A 14,578-nucleotide genomic window follows, 5' to 3' on the forward strand; every position below is an offset into this window, starting at 1 on the left:
GCGGTCAGCGCCCCGGATCGGCGAGGTGCCTGCCGCCGTGGCTGAGCACCTTCACGACCACGCCGCGGCGGTGCAGCTCGGCCACCGTGCGGGTCTCCTCGTCGATGTCGCGGCCCAGCGCATGCACATTGGCGACGACCAGCACGTCGCCGCGGCGCAGCGTGCCGAACAGGCGCACCAGCCGCGACTCCCAGGTCTCGAGCGTCTCGGGGGCGGGATGCCGGAACCCTTCGATCGGCACGCCGAAGCGCGTCAGCTCATCGCGCTGCTCGACGACCGAGGGCATGTCGTCGCGGGAGATGACGAGGCCGACCAGGCGCGATCCGACGGGCCGGGCCTGCCACCAGTGGCGGTCGCGCTGGAGCTCCGTGAAGCACTTCGGGCACTCCGCGGCCAGGTGCGGAAGATGCAGGGGCGCCGTCTCCGGCGATGAGCCGGGTTCATGCACGTGCGCGTGCGCCGCGGCATCCATCGATGTCGTGCCCTCGCCCATATGCGCTCCTTCGTCCGCCCCATTGTCCCCCGCGACGGCACCCGGAGCCAACCCGCCGGGCTCGGGATGCCGCGCCCGGCGCCCAGGGTCACTCGCCGGCGTCGCGCACCTCGAGGCTGAGCTGCTCGGCGTCGAGCTCCGCGAGGGCGTGGCGCAGGGCCGTCGTGACGGCGATCGTGATGACCGCCGCCACGACGAGCAGCAGCACCGTCACGTCAGATCACTCCGAGCTCGCGCACCGCATCGCGCTCAGCGGTCAGTTCGGCCACTGACGCCTCGAGCCGGGTGCGCGCCCGCGCATCGAGCTCGAGGCCCTCGACCACCCGATAGCCCCACCCGTCGGAGCGCACCGGGAACGAGCACACCAGTCCCTCCGGCACGCCGTACTCGCCGTGCGAGACGACCGCCGCCGAGGTCCAGCGCTCGCCGGTGCCCCGCACGTCGTCGCGCACATGCTCGATCGCCGCATTCGCCGCCGACGCGACCGACGACGAGCCTCGCACCTCGATGATCTCCGCGCCCCGGCGCGCGACGCGGGGCACGAACTCGTCGTCGAGCCAGCGCGCCGCGGTCGCGGCATCCCCGAACCGCGCCGTCAGGGCGTCGCGGGCGGCCATGCCGCGCACGGTCGCATGGTCGACGTCGGGGAACTGGGTCGCGGAGTGGTTGCCCCAGATCGCCACGCCGTCGATGTCGCCCGGGCCCGCGTCGAGCACGGCCGCCAGCTGGCCCACGGCCCGGTTATGGTCGAGCCGGGTGAGCGCGGTGAACCGCTCGGCGGGGACTCCCCGCGTGGATGCCGCGGCGATCAGCGCGTTCGTGTTCGCGGGGTTTCCCACCACGACCGCGCGCACATCGGCCGCCGCGTGCTCGCCGATCGCGGCGCCCTGGGGGCCGAAGATGCCCGCGTTGGCGGCGAGGAGATCGGAGCGCTCCATGCCCGGCCCGCGCGGGCGCGCGCCCACGAGCATCGCGATGCTGCACCCGTCGAACGCCACCGCCGGGTCGTCGGTCACCTCGACCCCGCGCAGGAGGGCGAAGGCGCCGTCCTGCAGCTCGAGCGCTGCGCCCTCTGCCGCGCGCAGTCCCTGCGGGATCTCCAGCAGCCGCAGCCGCACGGGGGTGTCGGGGCCGAGCATGTCGCCGGCGGCGATGCGGAACAGCAGCGCATAGCCGATCTGCCCGCCGGCGCCGGTGAGGGTCACGGTGACAGGTGCCGCGTTCATGGGGGAAGCCTATTGCGCGCGCCCCCGCCCCGGCATCCGATGCGCGCTCATCGCCGCGAGCGGGCGGGCGGGTGGGTTCGGTTCGTGGGGCGCGTGCGTGGGGTTGTGGGGCGTGGATGCCGCGGGACGCGCCCCACGAACCGATCAGGGGTTTGGCTCGTGGGGCGCGTGTGGTGGGTTGTGGGGCGTGGATCCTGCAGGAGGCGCCCCCTGAAGCGCGGGGTGCCGGGCGCCCCGTCGGGGGTCGGGTTCGTGGGGCGCGTGCGGTGGGTTGCGGGGCGTGGATGCCGCGCGAGGCGCCCCACGAGCGATCAGGGGTTGGGTTCGTGGGGCGCGTGCGTGGGGTTGCGGTGGGTGGATGCCGCGCGACGCGCCCCATGAAGCGTGGGGTGGCCGGGCGCGGGCCAGGGGTTCCGTTCGTGGGGCGCGTGCGGTGGGTTGCGGGGCGTGGATGCCGCGCGAGGCGCCCCACGAGCGATCAGGGGTTCGGGTCGTGGGGCGTGGATGCCCCGGGAGGCGCCCCATGAAGCGCGGGCGGCGCCGGGGTTCGGGCCGGTCGCGGCCCGGTTCCTCGCCGGAAGGGGCATCGGACGGTACCGTGGCGAGAAGACGTCCGCCGCGGACGTCGGCACGGCGCGCACACGCGCGTCGGACCGCGGCGCGGGCGCGACCAGACGGCATCCGGGGGGAAGCCTGTGAACGAACAGCTCGACGAGATCCTGTATCCGCCGATCGAGCCCTACGAGACCGGTGAGCTGCTCGTGGGCGACGGTCACCGCGTCTACTTCGAGCTCAGCGGCAACCCCGCGGGAAAGCCCGTGGTCTTCCTCCACGGCGGGCCGGGTGCCGGCACCTCGCCCTGGCACCGCCGCTTCTTCGACCCCGAGCGCTACCTCATCGTGCTGTTCGACCAGCGCGGCTCCGGGCGCTCGACCCCGCACGCGTCCGACCCGTCAGCGGACCTCCGCCACAACACCACGTGGCACCTCGTCGCCGACATGGAGCTTCTGCGCCGCAACCTCGGCATCGACCGGTGGATGGTGTTCGGCGGATCGTGGGGCAGCGCCCTCGCGCTCGCCTACTCCGAGGCGCACCCCGACGCCGTGACCGAGATTGTGCTGCGCGGCATCTTCACGCTGCGCCGGCACGAGCTGGAGTGGTTCTACGAGGGCGGCGCGGCGGTGCTCTTCCCCGACCTGTGGGAGGAATTCCTCGCACCCATCCCGGTGCTCGAGCGCTCGCGCATGATCGAGGCGTATCACCGGCGGCTGAGCGACCCCGATCCGGCCGTGCACGTGCCGGCCGGTGTCGCGTGGTCGCGCTGGGAGGCGGCCACCCTGACGCTGCTGCCCGACCCCGGTCTGGTCGCTGGAATGACGGAGGATGCCGCGGCCGTCGCGTTCGCCCGCATCGAGAACCACTACTTCATGCACGGGGGATGGTTCGACGACGGTCAGCTGATCGACCGCGTCGACGCGGTGCGCGGCATCCCCGCGGTCATCGTTCAGGGCAGGTACGACGTCTGCACGCCGATGATGACCGCGTGGGATCTGCATCGCGCGTGGCCGGAGGCCGAGTTCGTCGTCGTGCCCGATGCCTCCCACTCGGCGAGCGAGCCCGGGATCGCGGCCGCGCTGCGGGCCGCGGCCGACCGCTTCGCAGCCGAGGTCGAGATGCCCGCGGCCGAGGAAGAGGGGCACATGCCCGCGGCCGAGGAAGACGCGCAGATGCCCGGGGCCGAGCACGGGATGGATGCCGCGCCCGGCGATCCCGGTGCCCCCGTGGCCCTCTCCGACGACGAGGAGCCCGCCGTGCACGACGAGCCCGCCGACACCGACGCTCAGCAAGAGCAGGAGGCGCGCTGGTAGGGTGGGAGACCTTGCAGCGCTCCGACGCGCTTCTCGCGTCGTAGAACGCTTCCCCGCCGCCGTCTTCTGGACGATGCCGGTCTGACTTTCGTACGGCGACCCGAGGGCGAAATTCGCCCCGGCCACCGACCCAGGGCAGTGTTCTGCCCGGAGAACCCCCATGACTGAAACCACTTTCAGCGCGCTCGGCGTGCCCCAGCCCCTCGTCGACGCGCTCGCGGCCGACGGCAAGACCACCGCGTTCCCGATCCAGGTCGACACGCTTCCCGACACGCTCGCCGGCCGGGACGTGCTCGGCCGCGGCAAGACAGGCTCGGGCAAGACGCTCGCCTTCTCGATCCCGATGGCCGCGCGCCTCGGTGCCGCGAAGACCCGGCGCGTCGCCGGCCGCCCGCGCGGACTGGTGCTCGCCCCCACGCGCGAACTCGCCACCCAGATCGACGCGGCCCTCGCGCCGCTGGCCAAGGCCTACGGCCTGAACACCACGACGATCTTCGGCGGGGTGAGCCAGAACCGTCAGGTGCAGGCGCTCAACGCCGGCGTCGACATCGTCGTGGCCTGCCCGGGCCGGCTCGAAGACCTGATGAAGCAGGGCTTCATCCGCCTGGATGCCGTCGAGGTCACCGTCATCGACGAGGCCGACCACATGGCCGACCTCGGGTTCCTCCCCGGCGTCACCCGCATCCTCAACGCGACCCCGCAGGGCGGCCAGCGCCTGCTGTTCAGCGCGACCCTCGACAACGGGGTCGACAAGCTCGTGAAGCGGTTCCTGCAGAACGAGGTGCTCCACTCGGTCGACGAGGCGCACTCGCCCGTCGCCGCCATGACCCACCACGTGTTCACCCTCGTCGACGCCGATCTCAAGAAGGACGTCGTCACGGCGCTCGCCTCGGGCATGGGCCGCCGCATCCTCTTCATGCGCACCAAGCACCACGCCAAGAAGCTCGCCAAGCAGCTGACCGCGCAGGGCATCCCCTCCGTCGACCTGCACGGCAACCTGTCGCAGCCGGCCCGCGACCGCAACCTCGCCGCGTTCTCCTCGGGCGCCGCGAAGGTGCTCGTCGCCACCGATGTCGCCGCCCGCGGCGTGCACGTGGACGACGTCGAGCTGGTCGTGCACGTCGACCCGCCCACCGAGCACAAGGCGTACCTGCACCGCTCGGGCCGCACCGCCCGCGCCGGCGCCGAGGGCGCCGTGGTGACCCTCGTGCTGCCCGGCCAGGAGCGCGACGTGCAGCAGCTGCTGCGCAAGGCCGCGATCACCGCGAAGCCCGTGGGCGTCACCGCCACTTCTGCCGAGGTGACCGCGCTCGTCGGCGAGGTCGCGCCGTACGTGAAGCCCGAGCCGGTCGCGGCTCCCGCCCAGGGCGGCGGGCGCAGCCAGGGCGCCAACGCGCAGCGCAAGCGCGCCGCGCGCGAGCAGGGCGCCGGTCAGCAGGGCCAGGGCCAGGGCCGCGGTCGCGGTCGCGGCGGGCGCCCTGCCGGCGAGCGTGCGAACGGCGGCCGTCCGGTCGCCGAGCGATCCGCGCGAGACGACGCACCCGCCGCCGCGCGTGGCCGTGCCGACCACAGCGCCGGTCACACCCGCTCCGCGCAGCCGGCTCAGGCGCAGGGCAACCCGCGCACCACGGGACGCCGCGCGTCGACCGGCGGCACCGGAAAGCTCACGGTGGGCTCGGTCGTGCGTCAGAACGGCACGAACCGCCGCTCCGGCCGCTGACCGCGCACCCCATCGGGATGCGCTGACCGCGCGTGCGGCGAGGCGGGCCGGCGAGGCCCGTCTCAGCCGCGCAGCGCGGCGATCAGCGTGCGGGCGAAGTGCGCCCAGTCGCGGTCGGCGCGGAAGCGCGCGTAGCCTTCGCTCACCTGCGCACCGGTGCGGGCGGTGACGAACCACGGCGGCTTCGGCAGCAGCGAGAACGACCGTCCCTTCGACGCCACGAGGGCGCGCGGCTCGAGCGAGCGCGGGAAGGGGCGGAACGGCCCCCGCATGACGGCGCGCTCGACGCGGTCCAGCAGCATCGCGTTGTGCACGACGCCGATGCCGCTCTCCACCTCGCGCAGCGTGGCCCCCGGATACCCGCCCCACGGCAGCGCCGGGGTCATGAACCCGACCGCCGTCCACGAGTTGATCGAGATCGTGCCGTAGCGCAGCATCGCGATCGCCCGCTCGAACCCGTCGCCGAGGGCTGCCTGGGTCAGGGGATCGATCAGCACGTTCGCGCCGAGCGTGCCGATGAGCTCCTCGTTCGCGTGGCGCACGGCCGCGTCCACGAACTCCTGCCCGAGGCCCGGCAGCGACACCACGCCGAGCACCGGTGCGAAGTACTCCGTCTTCTCTACGGGTGCGGCATCCGCCCCGGCATCCACGATGATCAGGGCGCGCGAGCCGTCGGCGCACCACGTGGCGTCGGGATAGTCCGAGGCCGCGTCCTCGAGCTTGGCCGCCGCGCGCGGGTACCACGCCGACCGGCGCGGAGCCGCGTCGTACGCGGTGCGCAGCGCCTCCAGGAACGCGTCGCGCTGGTCCCAGTCGGAGCTCAGGAGCACGACCTGACCGGCGATGCAGTTGTGGCCCGAGTTCTGCAGCCGCATCGTCACGATGTGTTCGGCCTGGAACGCGAGGTCGGCCTCGCTCCATGCCCCCGGCACCACGATGATCGGCGAGACGCCGCCGAGCTCGGCGGTGATCGGCTTGTCCAGCAGCGGGCGGTTCTCGCGCCGGCGCCGGTCGGTCTCGTCGGCGTCGGGTCCCGAGGGCGGGCCCCAGACGATCCGGTCGAACGTGTCGGCGGCGCCCGTGATGTGCACGTGGGCGATCGCGGGATGCTGGGTGAGGTACGCCCCGACGGCGCCGTCGCCGCGCACGATGCGCAGGTACCCCGGTTCGATCAGGGGCGCGAGCGCCCGCTCGAACACCGGGACGAGAGCGTCCTGCGTCGGATTGACCTTGAGCAGCGCGACGCGGTTGTGCGCGAGCAGCTCGTACAGCACGTCGAGCACGGGGATCGCGGTGACGTTCCCGGCTCCGAGCACGAGACCGATCCCTCCCGACGCGGTCGGATCGAGCTGGCCGAGACCGGCTTCGCGCCGGGCCTGGTCCGCGGTCACCCCCGGCTCGAACCACACCTCGCCCGTGCAGCCCGGCACGAGCAGGTGGTCGATGGCCTGGCGGGGGAACACCCGTGCGCGCGTGCGGCCCTGCGCGGCATCCAGCTTCACGCGGTGGAGGGGGCTGTCGCCGGCGGCCATGCGGCGCAGGGTGTCGTGGTACGCCTCGAAGGCCGTGAGCACGCCGTACGGCCCGCTGAGCCACTCCTCGCCGCGCAGGGGTCCGGCCGGGTCGAGGTCCTTCGACAGCGCGGCGGTGTAGGCCCACGTATCGATGACGGTCGACGTGGTGGCATGCAGACGCTCCATCAGGCGGGCGCGCTGGTCGAGGGTGAGGTGCGTCCACGTGCGTGCGCCCGTATCGAGTGCCGCCAGCGCCGCGTCGATCGAGGCCTGCACCTCGACCGGAAGAGTGGATGCCGGCACCGGCGCCTCCGCGGGCGCCCCCGCTTCATCGACCGGCGCCGCGGCGACGGCGCCCGCGACGGGGGTCGGCGCGGTCGCCGCGGCGGCCTCGCGGCGTCGCCGCGCGCGCGACACGGGCACGCCGGCGGCCGGTGTCTCGGGCGGCATCGCGGCCGCCGACGGCGTCGACGACGCGGATGAGGGGACGGGGGACGAAGCCGGGACGGCGGACGACACGGAGAACTCTCCTCGGGGCGGGGGTGGTGACAGTCTAGGCGCGGTCGCGGACGCCGGCTCAGGCGCGGACCGGGGCGGTCGCGGCGATGTCGGCGCGGCGGAGCGGGTAGCGCGCCAGCGTGACAAGGCTCAGCGCGATGAGCGCGGCCGGGGCGATGCTGAAGCTCACGATGATGCCGGCGATCGCCGCTTCGGGCTGGGCGACAGACTCGGCCGCGGTCGAGGAGACGTAGCCGGTCGCGGCGAGGATGAGCGAGAGCACCGTGGCGCCGAGCGCGAAGCCGACCGTCTCGCCGGCGGTCCACACCCCGCTGAAGGCGCCCGCGCGGCCGGGGCCGTGCGTGCGCTCGTCGTGCGAGATCACGTCGGGCAGCATCGCCATCGGCAGCGACTGCATGCCCGCGTAGGCGATGCCCGCGATGCCCACCGGCGCATAGACCCAGGCTCCCGGCATCCACAGCGTGCCGATGATCGAGAGCGCGGCGACGGCGAACACGACCGAGGCGATCGCGAACGCGCGCTCCTTGCCGATGCGGCGCGCCAGCGCGCCCCACGCGGGGGCGGCCAGCAGAGCGGGGGCGATGAGGGCCGCGAAGAGGAGCTCCACGGCGGCCTCGGAGTGCAGCACCCAGCGCGCGAGGTACTGGGCTCCGGCCAGCATGAGCCCTGTGGCCAGGGCCTGCAGCACGAACGTCGTCAGCAGCAGGCGGAAGGGGCGGCTGCGCCGGAGGGCGTGGATGCCGGTGGCGTAGTGCGCTCGGATGCCGGCGCGCGCCGCGGTCGCGAGTGCCCCGGTGCGCACGGGCACGACGGCGTCGCCCCGTGCGGTCACCGGGCGGCGGGCGACGGTCGTGGCCACCAGCATGCCGACGCCGATGACGACGCCGGCGACCACGCCCATCACGAGGTAGCCGGTGACCGGGTCGCCCGTCAGCCGGCGCAGGGCCGGGCCGCCCGCGCCGAACAGCAGGATCGCGACGGTCAGCACGACCACTCGCCAGGTGAGCAGGCGCGTGCGCTCGTCGTAGTCGGGCGTGAGCTCGGCGGGCAGGGCGATGTAGGGCACCTGGAAGAGGCTGAACGCCGTGGCGGTCAGGGTGAAGGCGATGAAGACCCAGACGGCGCCGACCAGCGGGCCGACGGAGGGCGGCACCGCGAAGGTGAGGGCGAACAGCACCGGGATGCTCAGCGCTCCCACGCGCATGAGGCGGCGCCGGGAGCCGTGGCGTGCCAGGTCGCGGTCGGTGAGGGCGCCCACGATCGGGTCGATGACGACGTCCCAGATCTTCGCGACCGTGATCACGAGGCCCGCAACGAGCGCGGCCACGCCGAGCGAATCGGTGAGGTAGTACGTGAGCACGAGGCCCGGCAGCGTCGCGAACCCGCCCGTGCCGAGGGAGCCGATCGCGTAGCGCGCGATCGTGGACGGGCTGAGGTTCTTCGTGCGCGAGGGCAGGGGGGATGCCGCGGCGCCGGCGTCGGGAGCGTCGGTGCTCATCGGGAAAGCATACGTCGCCCCGCGGCATCCCTTCGCCTCCCCGTTCGAGGCGCGGGGTGCCCGCCCTTCGCTGCTCCGCTGTCACGATCGGCAGCGCCGCACGCCGATGGCGACAGCGGAGCGGCGGGCGCGGGTATCAGCTCGCGGCGCGCACCGCGGCGGCGACAGCGCGAAGGCCGGCGAGGGTCTCGGCGAAGCTCGTCGACAGGGGCGAGAGCCCGATGCGCAGGCCCTCGGGGTCGCGGTAGTCGGGGATGACGTCCTGCTCCCAGAGCGCGGCGGTGACCGCGCGCATGGCGGGGTGGGAGAGCGTCACGTGCCCGCCGCGCTCGGCCGCATCGCGCGGCGAGGCGACGGCGACCCCCAGCGGAGCCAGCAGCGTGTCGGAGACCGTCACGGTGAAGTCGGTCAGTGCGACCGACTTCGCGCGGATCGCCTCGATGCCGACCCGCTCGATCATCGCGAGGGTGTCCTGCATCGCGAGCATCCCGACGATGGGCGGGGTGCCCGAGAGGAATCGGCGCATCCCCTCGGCGGGGCGGTACTCGGGTCCCATCGCGAACACGTCGGCGGCGCCCATCCATCCCTGGATCGGCTGCGCGAGTGCGGCCTGATGGCGCTGCGCGACGTAGGCGAACGCGGGGGCGCCCGGCCCGCCGTTGAGGTACTTGTACGTGCACCCGACGGCGAGGTCGAATCCCCAGGCGTCGGCCTCGACCGGGACCGACCCGGCGGAGTGGCACAGGTCCCACAGGATGAGCGCTCCCGCATCGTGCGCGATCCCGGTGAGCGCGGGTGCGTCGGCGAGGTGCCCCGAGCGATAGGCGACATGGCTGAGCAGCACCACGGCGGTCTGCGGGCCGACCGCCGCGCGCAGCTGGTCCGCCGTCACGCCCGCCGCGCGGTCGGCCTCGATCCAGCGCACGCGGCCGCCGCGCTCGCGCGCGATGCCGTCGACGAGGTAGCGGTCGGTGGGGAAGTTGTCGGTGTCGACGACGATCTCCACGCGGGCCGGGTCGGCCGCCTGCTGGGCGTCGAAGGCGGCGCGCAGCAGCTTGTAGAGCAGCACCGTCGTCGAATCTCCGATCACGGTCTGGCCCGCACCGGCGCCGATCGCCACGCGGCCGATCTCGTCGCCGATCGCGAAGGGCAGCTGCATCCACGACTCGTCCCACCCGCGGATGAGCCGCCCGCCCCACTCCTCGGTGACGAACCTCGCGAGCCGGTCGACGGTGGCGCGCGGCGGGCGGCCGAGCGAATTCCCGTCGAAGTACACGAGCGAGGTCTCCGCACCGACGAACTCGTCCCGCAGCGCCGCGATCGGGTCGGCGGCGTCCAGCTCCGAGGCGGTGCGCTCGAGCCCCGCGATCGTCGTGGCGTCGAGGTCAGTGGTCGTCATGGAGGAGCTCCTCGGTGGGCACGACGCGCGCGCCGGCGAGCCAGCCGGGCACCGCGTCGAGGTCGGCGGGCACGGGGCCCGGGATGAAGGTGGCCACGCCCGCGGCGCCGTGGTCGGCGCCGGCGGGCCAGGGGTCGGTGAGGGCGGCGACCAGTGCGGCGCCGCGCACGCCGCACTCCTCCAGCGCCGCGATCTCGGCCGCGTTGACGCCGATGGGCAGATCGCCGTTGCCGAGGTCGGTGCCGTACAGCACGCGTCCGCCCGCAGCGGCGTACGCCGCGAGGTTGGCCCGCGCGTGGCCGCGCGCACCGGGATCGTCGCGATGGATGTCCAGCGTCGAGATCCAACGCTGTCCGGCGCGGGCGGCACGGCGCACGAGCGCGGCGTCGAGCGTCTCGGTGAAGGGCGTGTGCGCGAGGGCGTCGACACCGGCGTCGAGGGCGAGAAGCGGCATCCCTTCGCCTTCGACGTGCGCGACGACGGGCAGGCCGCGCTCGCGGGCGAGTTCCACGATCGCGGCGAGCGTGGCGGCGTCGAACACCGGCCCGGCCGCGCGATGGAGCGCCACCTTGATGACCGATGCGCCGCAGGCCGCCTGCTCGTCGACCGCGGTGGCGGCGCCGCCGGCGACCCCGGGGTGGGTCGAGGCGCTCGAGACCTCCCGCACGATCTCAGCGGGCGCCCACGAGCGACCCGACGGATAGCCGCCGGGCGCGGTGAGGAAGGCGCCGGCGTATTCCACGTGCGGCATCCCCGAACGGGCCCGCCGCGCGAAGGCGAACGGATCGCCGCCGAGATCGACCACCCCCGCGATGCCGCCCTCGATCAGCCGCCCTTCGTCGATGAGCGCGAGGTGCACGTGGTGGTCGATGAACGGCGGCAGGGTCGTGCCCAGTTCCCCCGTCGAGGCGCTGCGGCGGACGTCCGCGGCGGATCCGACGAGTTCGCGGACGGCGACGGGGTCGGGATGCTGCACCCGTCCATCATCCTCGATGGCGGCGCCCGGGGCCATCGGGGTGGTGCGCCCCGGCTTTCGTCGCGAATCGGCTCTGGACGATGCGCGACGCGGCATGCGAAGGTAACTCTCAGGTTCGCCCGTCCACATCGGACGGGCGCGAGGTGGAGGGTCTGCAATGAGACAACGTCGTCGTCGCGCATGGATCTCGGGCATTGCCGCAGCCGCGGCGGTGCCCGCGCTCGTCTTGGGGATGGGAGGTGCGGCCTGGGCGCTCGATGCCCCGGACCCGGTGCCGATCCCCGACGGGGCGATTGACCCGTCGATCGAGGCGCCCGTCCCGCTGGGCGTGTCCGCCGGGCTCGACGGCGTGACCGGCACCGTCGAGGTGACCGTGCGGCTCGCGGAGCCGGCGATCGCCGAGAGCGTCGTCGACGGCGCGCTCGCGGCCGGGACGGTGCCGACCAAGGCCGAGCAGAAGTCCAAGCGCACGAAGGTCGACGCCCAGCAGAAGTCGTTCGCGAAGAGCGCCAAGGCGCTCGGGGCGACCGAACTCGGCAGCATCCAGCTCGCCGGCAACGTGGTCGCCGTCTCGATCGACGCTGCCGACCTCGACGCGCTCGCCGCCCTCGACAATGTGATCTCGGTCACGCCGCTCGGGCGCTACGAGACGCACTCGACGAACGCCGACGAAGTCGAGTCGGGCAGCCTCGCGCAGGCGATCGACTACGTCGAGGCCGGCGCGCTGCACGACGCGGGCTACGACGGCTCCGGCGTGAAGGTCGCCGTGCTCGACTCGGGCATCGACTACACCCACTTCAACCTCGGGGGCCCCGGCGACGTCGCCTTCCACACCGCCTGCTTCGCGGTCGCGAATGCCCCGGTGGCCGGCGACTGCGCCGACTACTTCGGCCCCAGTGCCCCCAAGGTCAAGGGCGGGTACGACTTCGTCGGCGACGACTGGCCCACCTACGGCGCCGTCAAGCCCGACGCGAATCCGCTCGACGCGCCCAGCGCGCCCCGATTCTCCGGCGACAAGGCCTGGGACGGCGGCCACGGCACGCACGTCGCCGACATCATCGGCGGCCGCAGCGCGGACGAGTCCCACCAGGGCATCGCACCCGGCGCCGACCTCTACGCCGTGAAGGTGTGCTCGTCGGTGTCGACCTCCTGCAACGGGGTCGCGATCCTGCAGGGCATGGACTGGTCGCTCGACCCCAACGGCGACGGCGACATCTCAGACGCGGTCGACATCGTGAACATGTCGCTCGGCTCGGCATACGGCCAGGATCAGGACGACTCGTCGTTCGCCGCGGCGAACCTCGTGCACGCCGGCGTCACCGTCGTCGTCTCGGCCGGCAACTCCGCCGACCGCCCGTTCATCGTCGGCTCGCCGTCGTCGGCCCCCGGCGTGATCAGCGTGGCCCAGACCGCGCTGCCCGATGACCTGCAGTGGGTCATCACGACCGACCGGGGCATCACGATCAACCGGTCGGTGCACCAGTCCTGGTCGCCGCTGCCCACCGGGGTGATCTCCGCCGACCTCGCGCGGCCGACGGATGCCGGTGGCATCGGCTGCTCGCAGGGCGCGTTCCCTGCGACCATGGCCGGCAAGATCGCTCTCATCGCGCGCGGCATCTGCAACGTGTCCGACAAGGCGCTCTTCGCCCAGCGCGCGGGTGCCATCGCCGCGATCATCTACAACAACGTGGCCGGAGACGCGCCGAGCTTCAGCTTCGGCAGCGCCGAGGCGATCAGCATCCCGACTCTGACGATCACGCAGGCGGCCGGCACCCAGCTGGTCAACGCGCTGGCCACGGGTGCCGTCGTGGCCACGATCGACCCGGCATCGGCGATCTCGCTGGCCAACACCATGGTCGGCACGTCGAGCCGCGGTGTCACCGTCAGCGAGAACCGCGCGAAGCCCGACATCGGGGCGCCCGGCGCGTGGCTGTCGGCGGAGACCGCGACCGGCACCGAGGAGACCAACTTCGGCGGCACCTCCGGTGCGGCTCCGGTGGTCTCGGGTGCTGCGGCGCTGCTGCTCGACAAGTTCGAGAAGGCTCCGCCGGCGGAGATCAAGGCCCGTCTGCTCAACGGCGCCGACAACGCCAACACCACGCCGACCGCGACCGGGTTCGTCACGACCCCGATCTCGCGCATCGGTGCGGGCGAGGTGCGCGTGGCTCCGGCCGCTGCGGCGGTCAGCTGGCTCGCGGGACCCGAGGGCGCCGGCAACGTCGGGTTCGGCATCCCCTCGGTGACGGGCCTCTACGAGACGACGCTCGAGGCGACGCTGACCAACACCACGGGCAAGAACCAGAAGTACTCGTTCGCGACGACCTTCCGCGACGCGGCCGATCAGGCGAGCGGTGCGGTGTCGGTGACGGTCACGCCCAAGAGCGCCACCGTGCCCAAGGGCAAGACGCAGAAGGTCACCGTGCACCTGAAGATCGACGGCGCGAAGCTCGCGGACTGGCCGTTCAACAGTGTCGGCTCGAACGGCGACGGCACGACGCTCAACGCTCCCGAGTTCGACGGCTGGATCACCGCGACCGGCGCAGGCGACAGTGTGAAGCTCGGCTGGACGGTGCTGCCGCGCAAGGCGGCCGAGCTCAGCGCTCCGGCGTCGGCCACGGCGGTCGACGGGGTCGCGACGGTCGAGATCGCCAACGCTTCGCCGATCGCGGCGGGACCGCTGAGCATCTTCGGACTCACCGGCACGAGCCCTGAGCTCCCGGCGACCGGTGCGGGGGCCCCCGGCAGCAACGCCGCCGTGATCGACCTCGCCGCCACAGGCGTGCGGAGCGCGGGCGCGAACCTGCAGTTCGCGATGGCGACCTACGAGAGGCGCACGGTGCTCACCTACCCGGCCGAGTTCGACGTCTACATCGACACGAACAACGACGGGCAGGACGACTTCGTGCTCTACAACGCCGAGAATGGCGGCTTCGGGGCGACCGGTCAGTCGATCGTGAACGTGTTCGACCTGAATACGGGCGTGCAGTCGGCGTTCTTCTTCAACATCGGAGGGTTCGACTCGTCGACCCAGGTGTTCACCGTACCGGCGGCGGCTCTCGGGCTGACGGCCGGTCAGACGTTCGGCTTCAGCGTCTACGCGTTCGACAACTACTTCACCGGCAACCTGACGGACGCCATCGAAGGGCAGTCGTACACGCTCGGTTCGCCGAAGTACACGCCGACCGGAGTGGCGACGATCGCGGCCGGCGACGCGCTCACGCTTCCGGTGAGCGTCTCGAACGTCGCAGGCACCAGCGAGAGCGGGCTGCTGCTGTTGTACGGCAGCGCCGCCGAGAAGGACTGGGGCACGGTCGCCATCGACTGACCCCGTGAACGATGGCGGGCCGGGTGAGGATGCCTCACCC

9 protein-coding genes and 1 pseudogene are annotated in these 14,578 nt (G+C 73.2%); 3 read left to right on the forward strand and 7 right to left on the reverse strand.

The genetic code is table 11. From position 1 onward, the window contains the following. Positions 1–4: 4 nt before the first annotated feature. The 3 genes from HQM25_RS01400 to HQM25_RS01405 form a co-directional block, all read right to left on the reverse strand. Entirely contained in the window at positions 5–472 is a 468-nt protein-coding gene (locus HQM25_RS01400; RefSeq protein WP_438803642.1) for a recombinase family protein, read from the reverse strand. A 109-nt stretch (positions 473–581) separates the two neighbouring features. Next, a complete protein-coding gene (locus tag HQM25_RS17925) occupies positions 582–707 on the reverse strand; it encodes a hypothetical protein (RefSeq protein WP_302182835.1) in 126 nt (41 codons plus the stop codon). 1 nt (position 708) lies between these two features. After that, the gene (locus HQM25_RS01405) at positions 709–1,719 is read right to left on the reverse strand and encodes a malate dehydrogenase (RefSeq protein ID WP_172988577.1); all 1,011 of its coding nucleotides are present in this window, start codon (positions 1,717–1,719) and stop codon (positions 709–711) included. A 695-nt stretch (positions 1,720–2,414) separates the two neighbouring features. Between HQM25_RS01405 and pip the strand changes: the two are divergent. Further along, positions 2,415–3,437, forward strand: a pseudogene (pip, locus tag HQM25_RS01410) (prolyl aminopeptidase); the annotation flags it as partial. Between the two features lie 310 nt (positions 3,438–3,747). Then, the gene (locus HQM25_RS01415; RefSeq protein ID WP_172988578.1) at positions 3,748–5,307 is read left to right on the forward strand and encodes a DEAD/DEAH box helicase; all 1,560 of its coding nucleotides are present in this window, start codon (positions 3,748–3,750) and stop codon (positions 5,305–5,307) included. 62 nt (positions 5,308–5,369) lie between these two features. On the opposite strand, the gene HQM25_RS01420 is transcribed toward HQM25_RS01415, so the two are convergent. The 4 genes from HQM25_RS01420 to HQM25_RS01435 all read right to left on the reverse strand — a co-directional run bounded on the left by HQM25_RS01420 (position 5,370) and on the right by HQM25_RS01435 (position 11,213). Further along, on the reverse strand, positions 5,370–7,340 hold the full coding sequence (locus tag HQM25_RS01420; protein WP_254359482.1) for an aldehyde dehydrogenase family protein: 1,971 nt from the start codon (positions 7,338–7,340) through the stop codon (positions 5,370–5,372). A gap of 58 nt (positions 7,341–7,398) precedes the next feature. Then, on the reverse strand, positions 7,399–8,838 hold the full coding sequence (locus tag HQM25_RS01425; RefSeq protein WP_172988579.1) for an MFS transporter: 1,440 nt from the start codon (positions 8,836–8,838) through the stop codon (positions 7,399–7,401). A 136-nt stretch (positions 8,839–8,974) separates the two neighbouring features. Then, positions 8,975–10,237, reverse strand: a complete 1,263-nt coding sequence (locus HQM25_RS01430) for a kynureninase (RefSeq protein WP_172988580.1) — start codon at positions 10,235–10,237, stop codon at positions 8,975–8,977. Then, on the reverse strand, positions 10,224–11,213 hold the full coding sequence (locus tag HQM25_RS01435; RefSeq protein ID WP_254359484.1) for a hypothetical protein: 990 nt from the start codon (positions 11,211–11,213) through the stop codon (positions 10,224–10,226). Before HQM25_RS01435 ends, HQM25_RS01430 begins: the two co-directional genes overlap by 14 nt. A gap of 157 nt (positions 11,214–11,370) precedes the next feature. On the opposite strand from HQM25_RS01435, the gene HQM25_RS01440 reads away from it, so the two are divergent. Then, positions 11,371–14,538: a S8 family serine peptidase gene (locus HQM25_RS01440; RefSeq protein ID WP_302182836.1), complete on the forward strand. Its 3,168-nt coding sequence runs from the start codon at positions 11,371–11,373 to the stop codon at positions 14,536–14,538. Positions 14,539–14,578: the final 40 nt, after the last annotated feature.

Source organism: Microbacterium hominis (assembly GCF_013282805.1).
GTDB classification, from domain to species: domain Bacteria; phylum Actinomycetota; class Actinomycetes; order Actinomycetales; family Microbacteriaceae; genus Microbacterium; species Microbacterium hominis_B.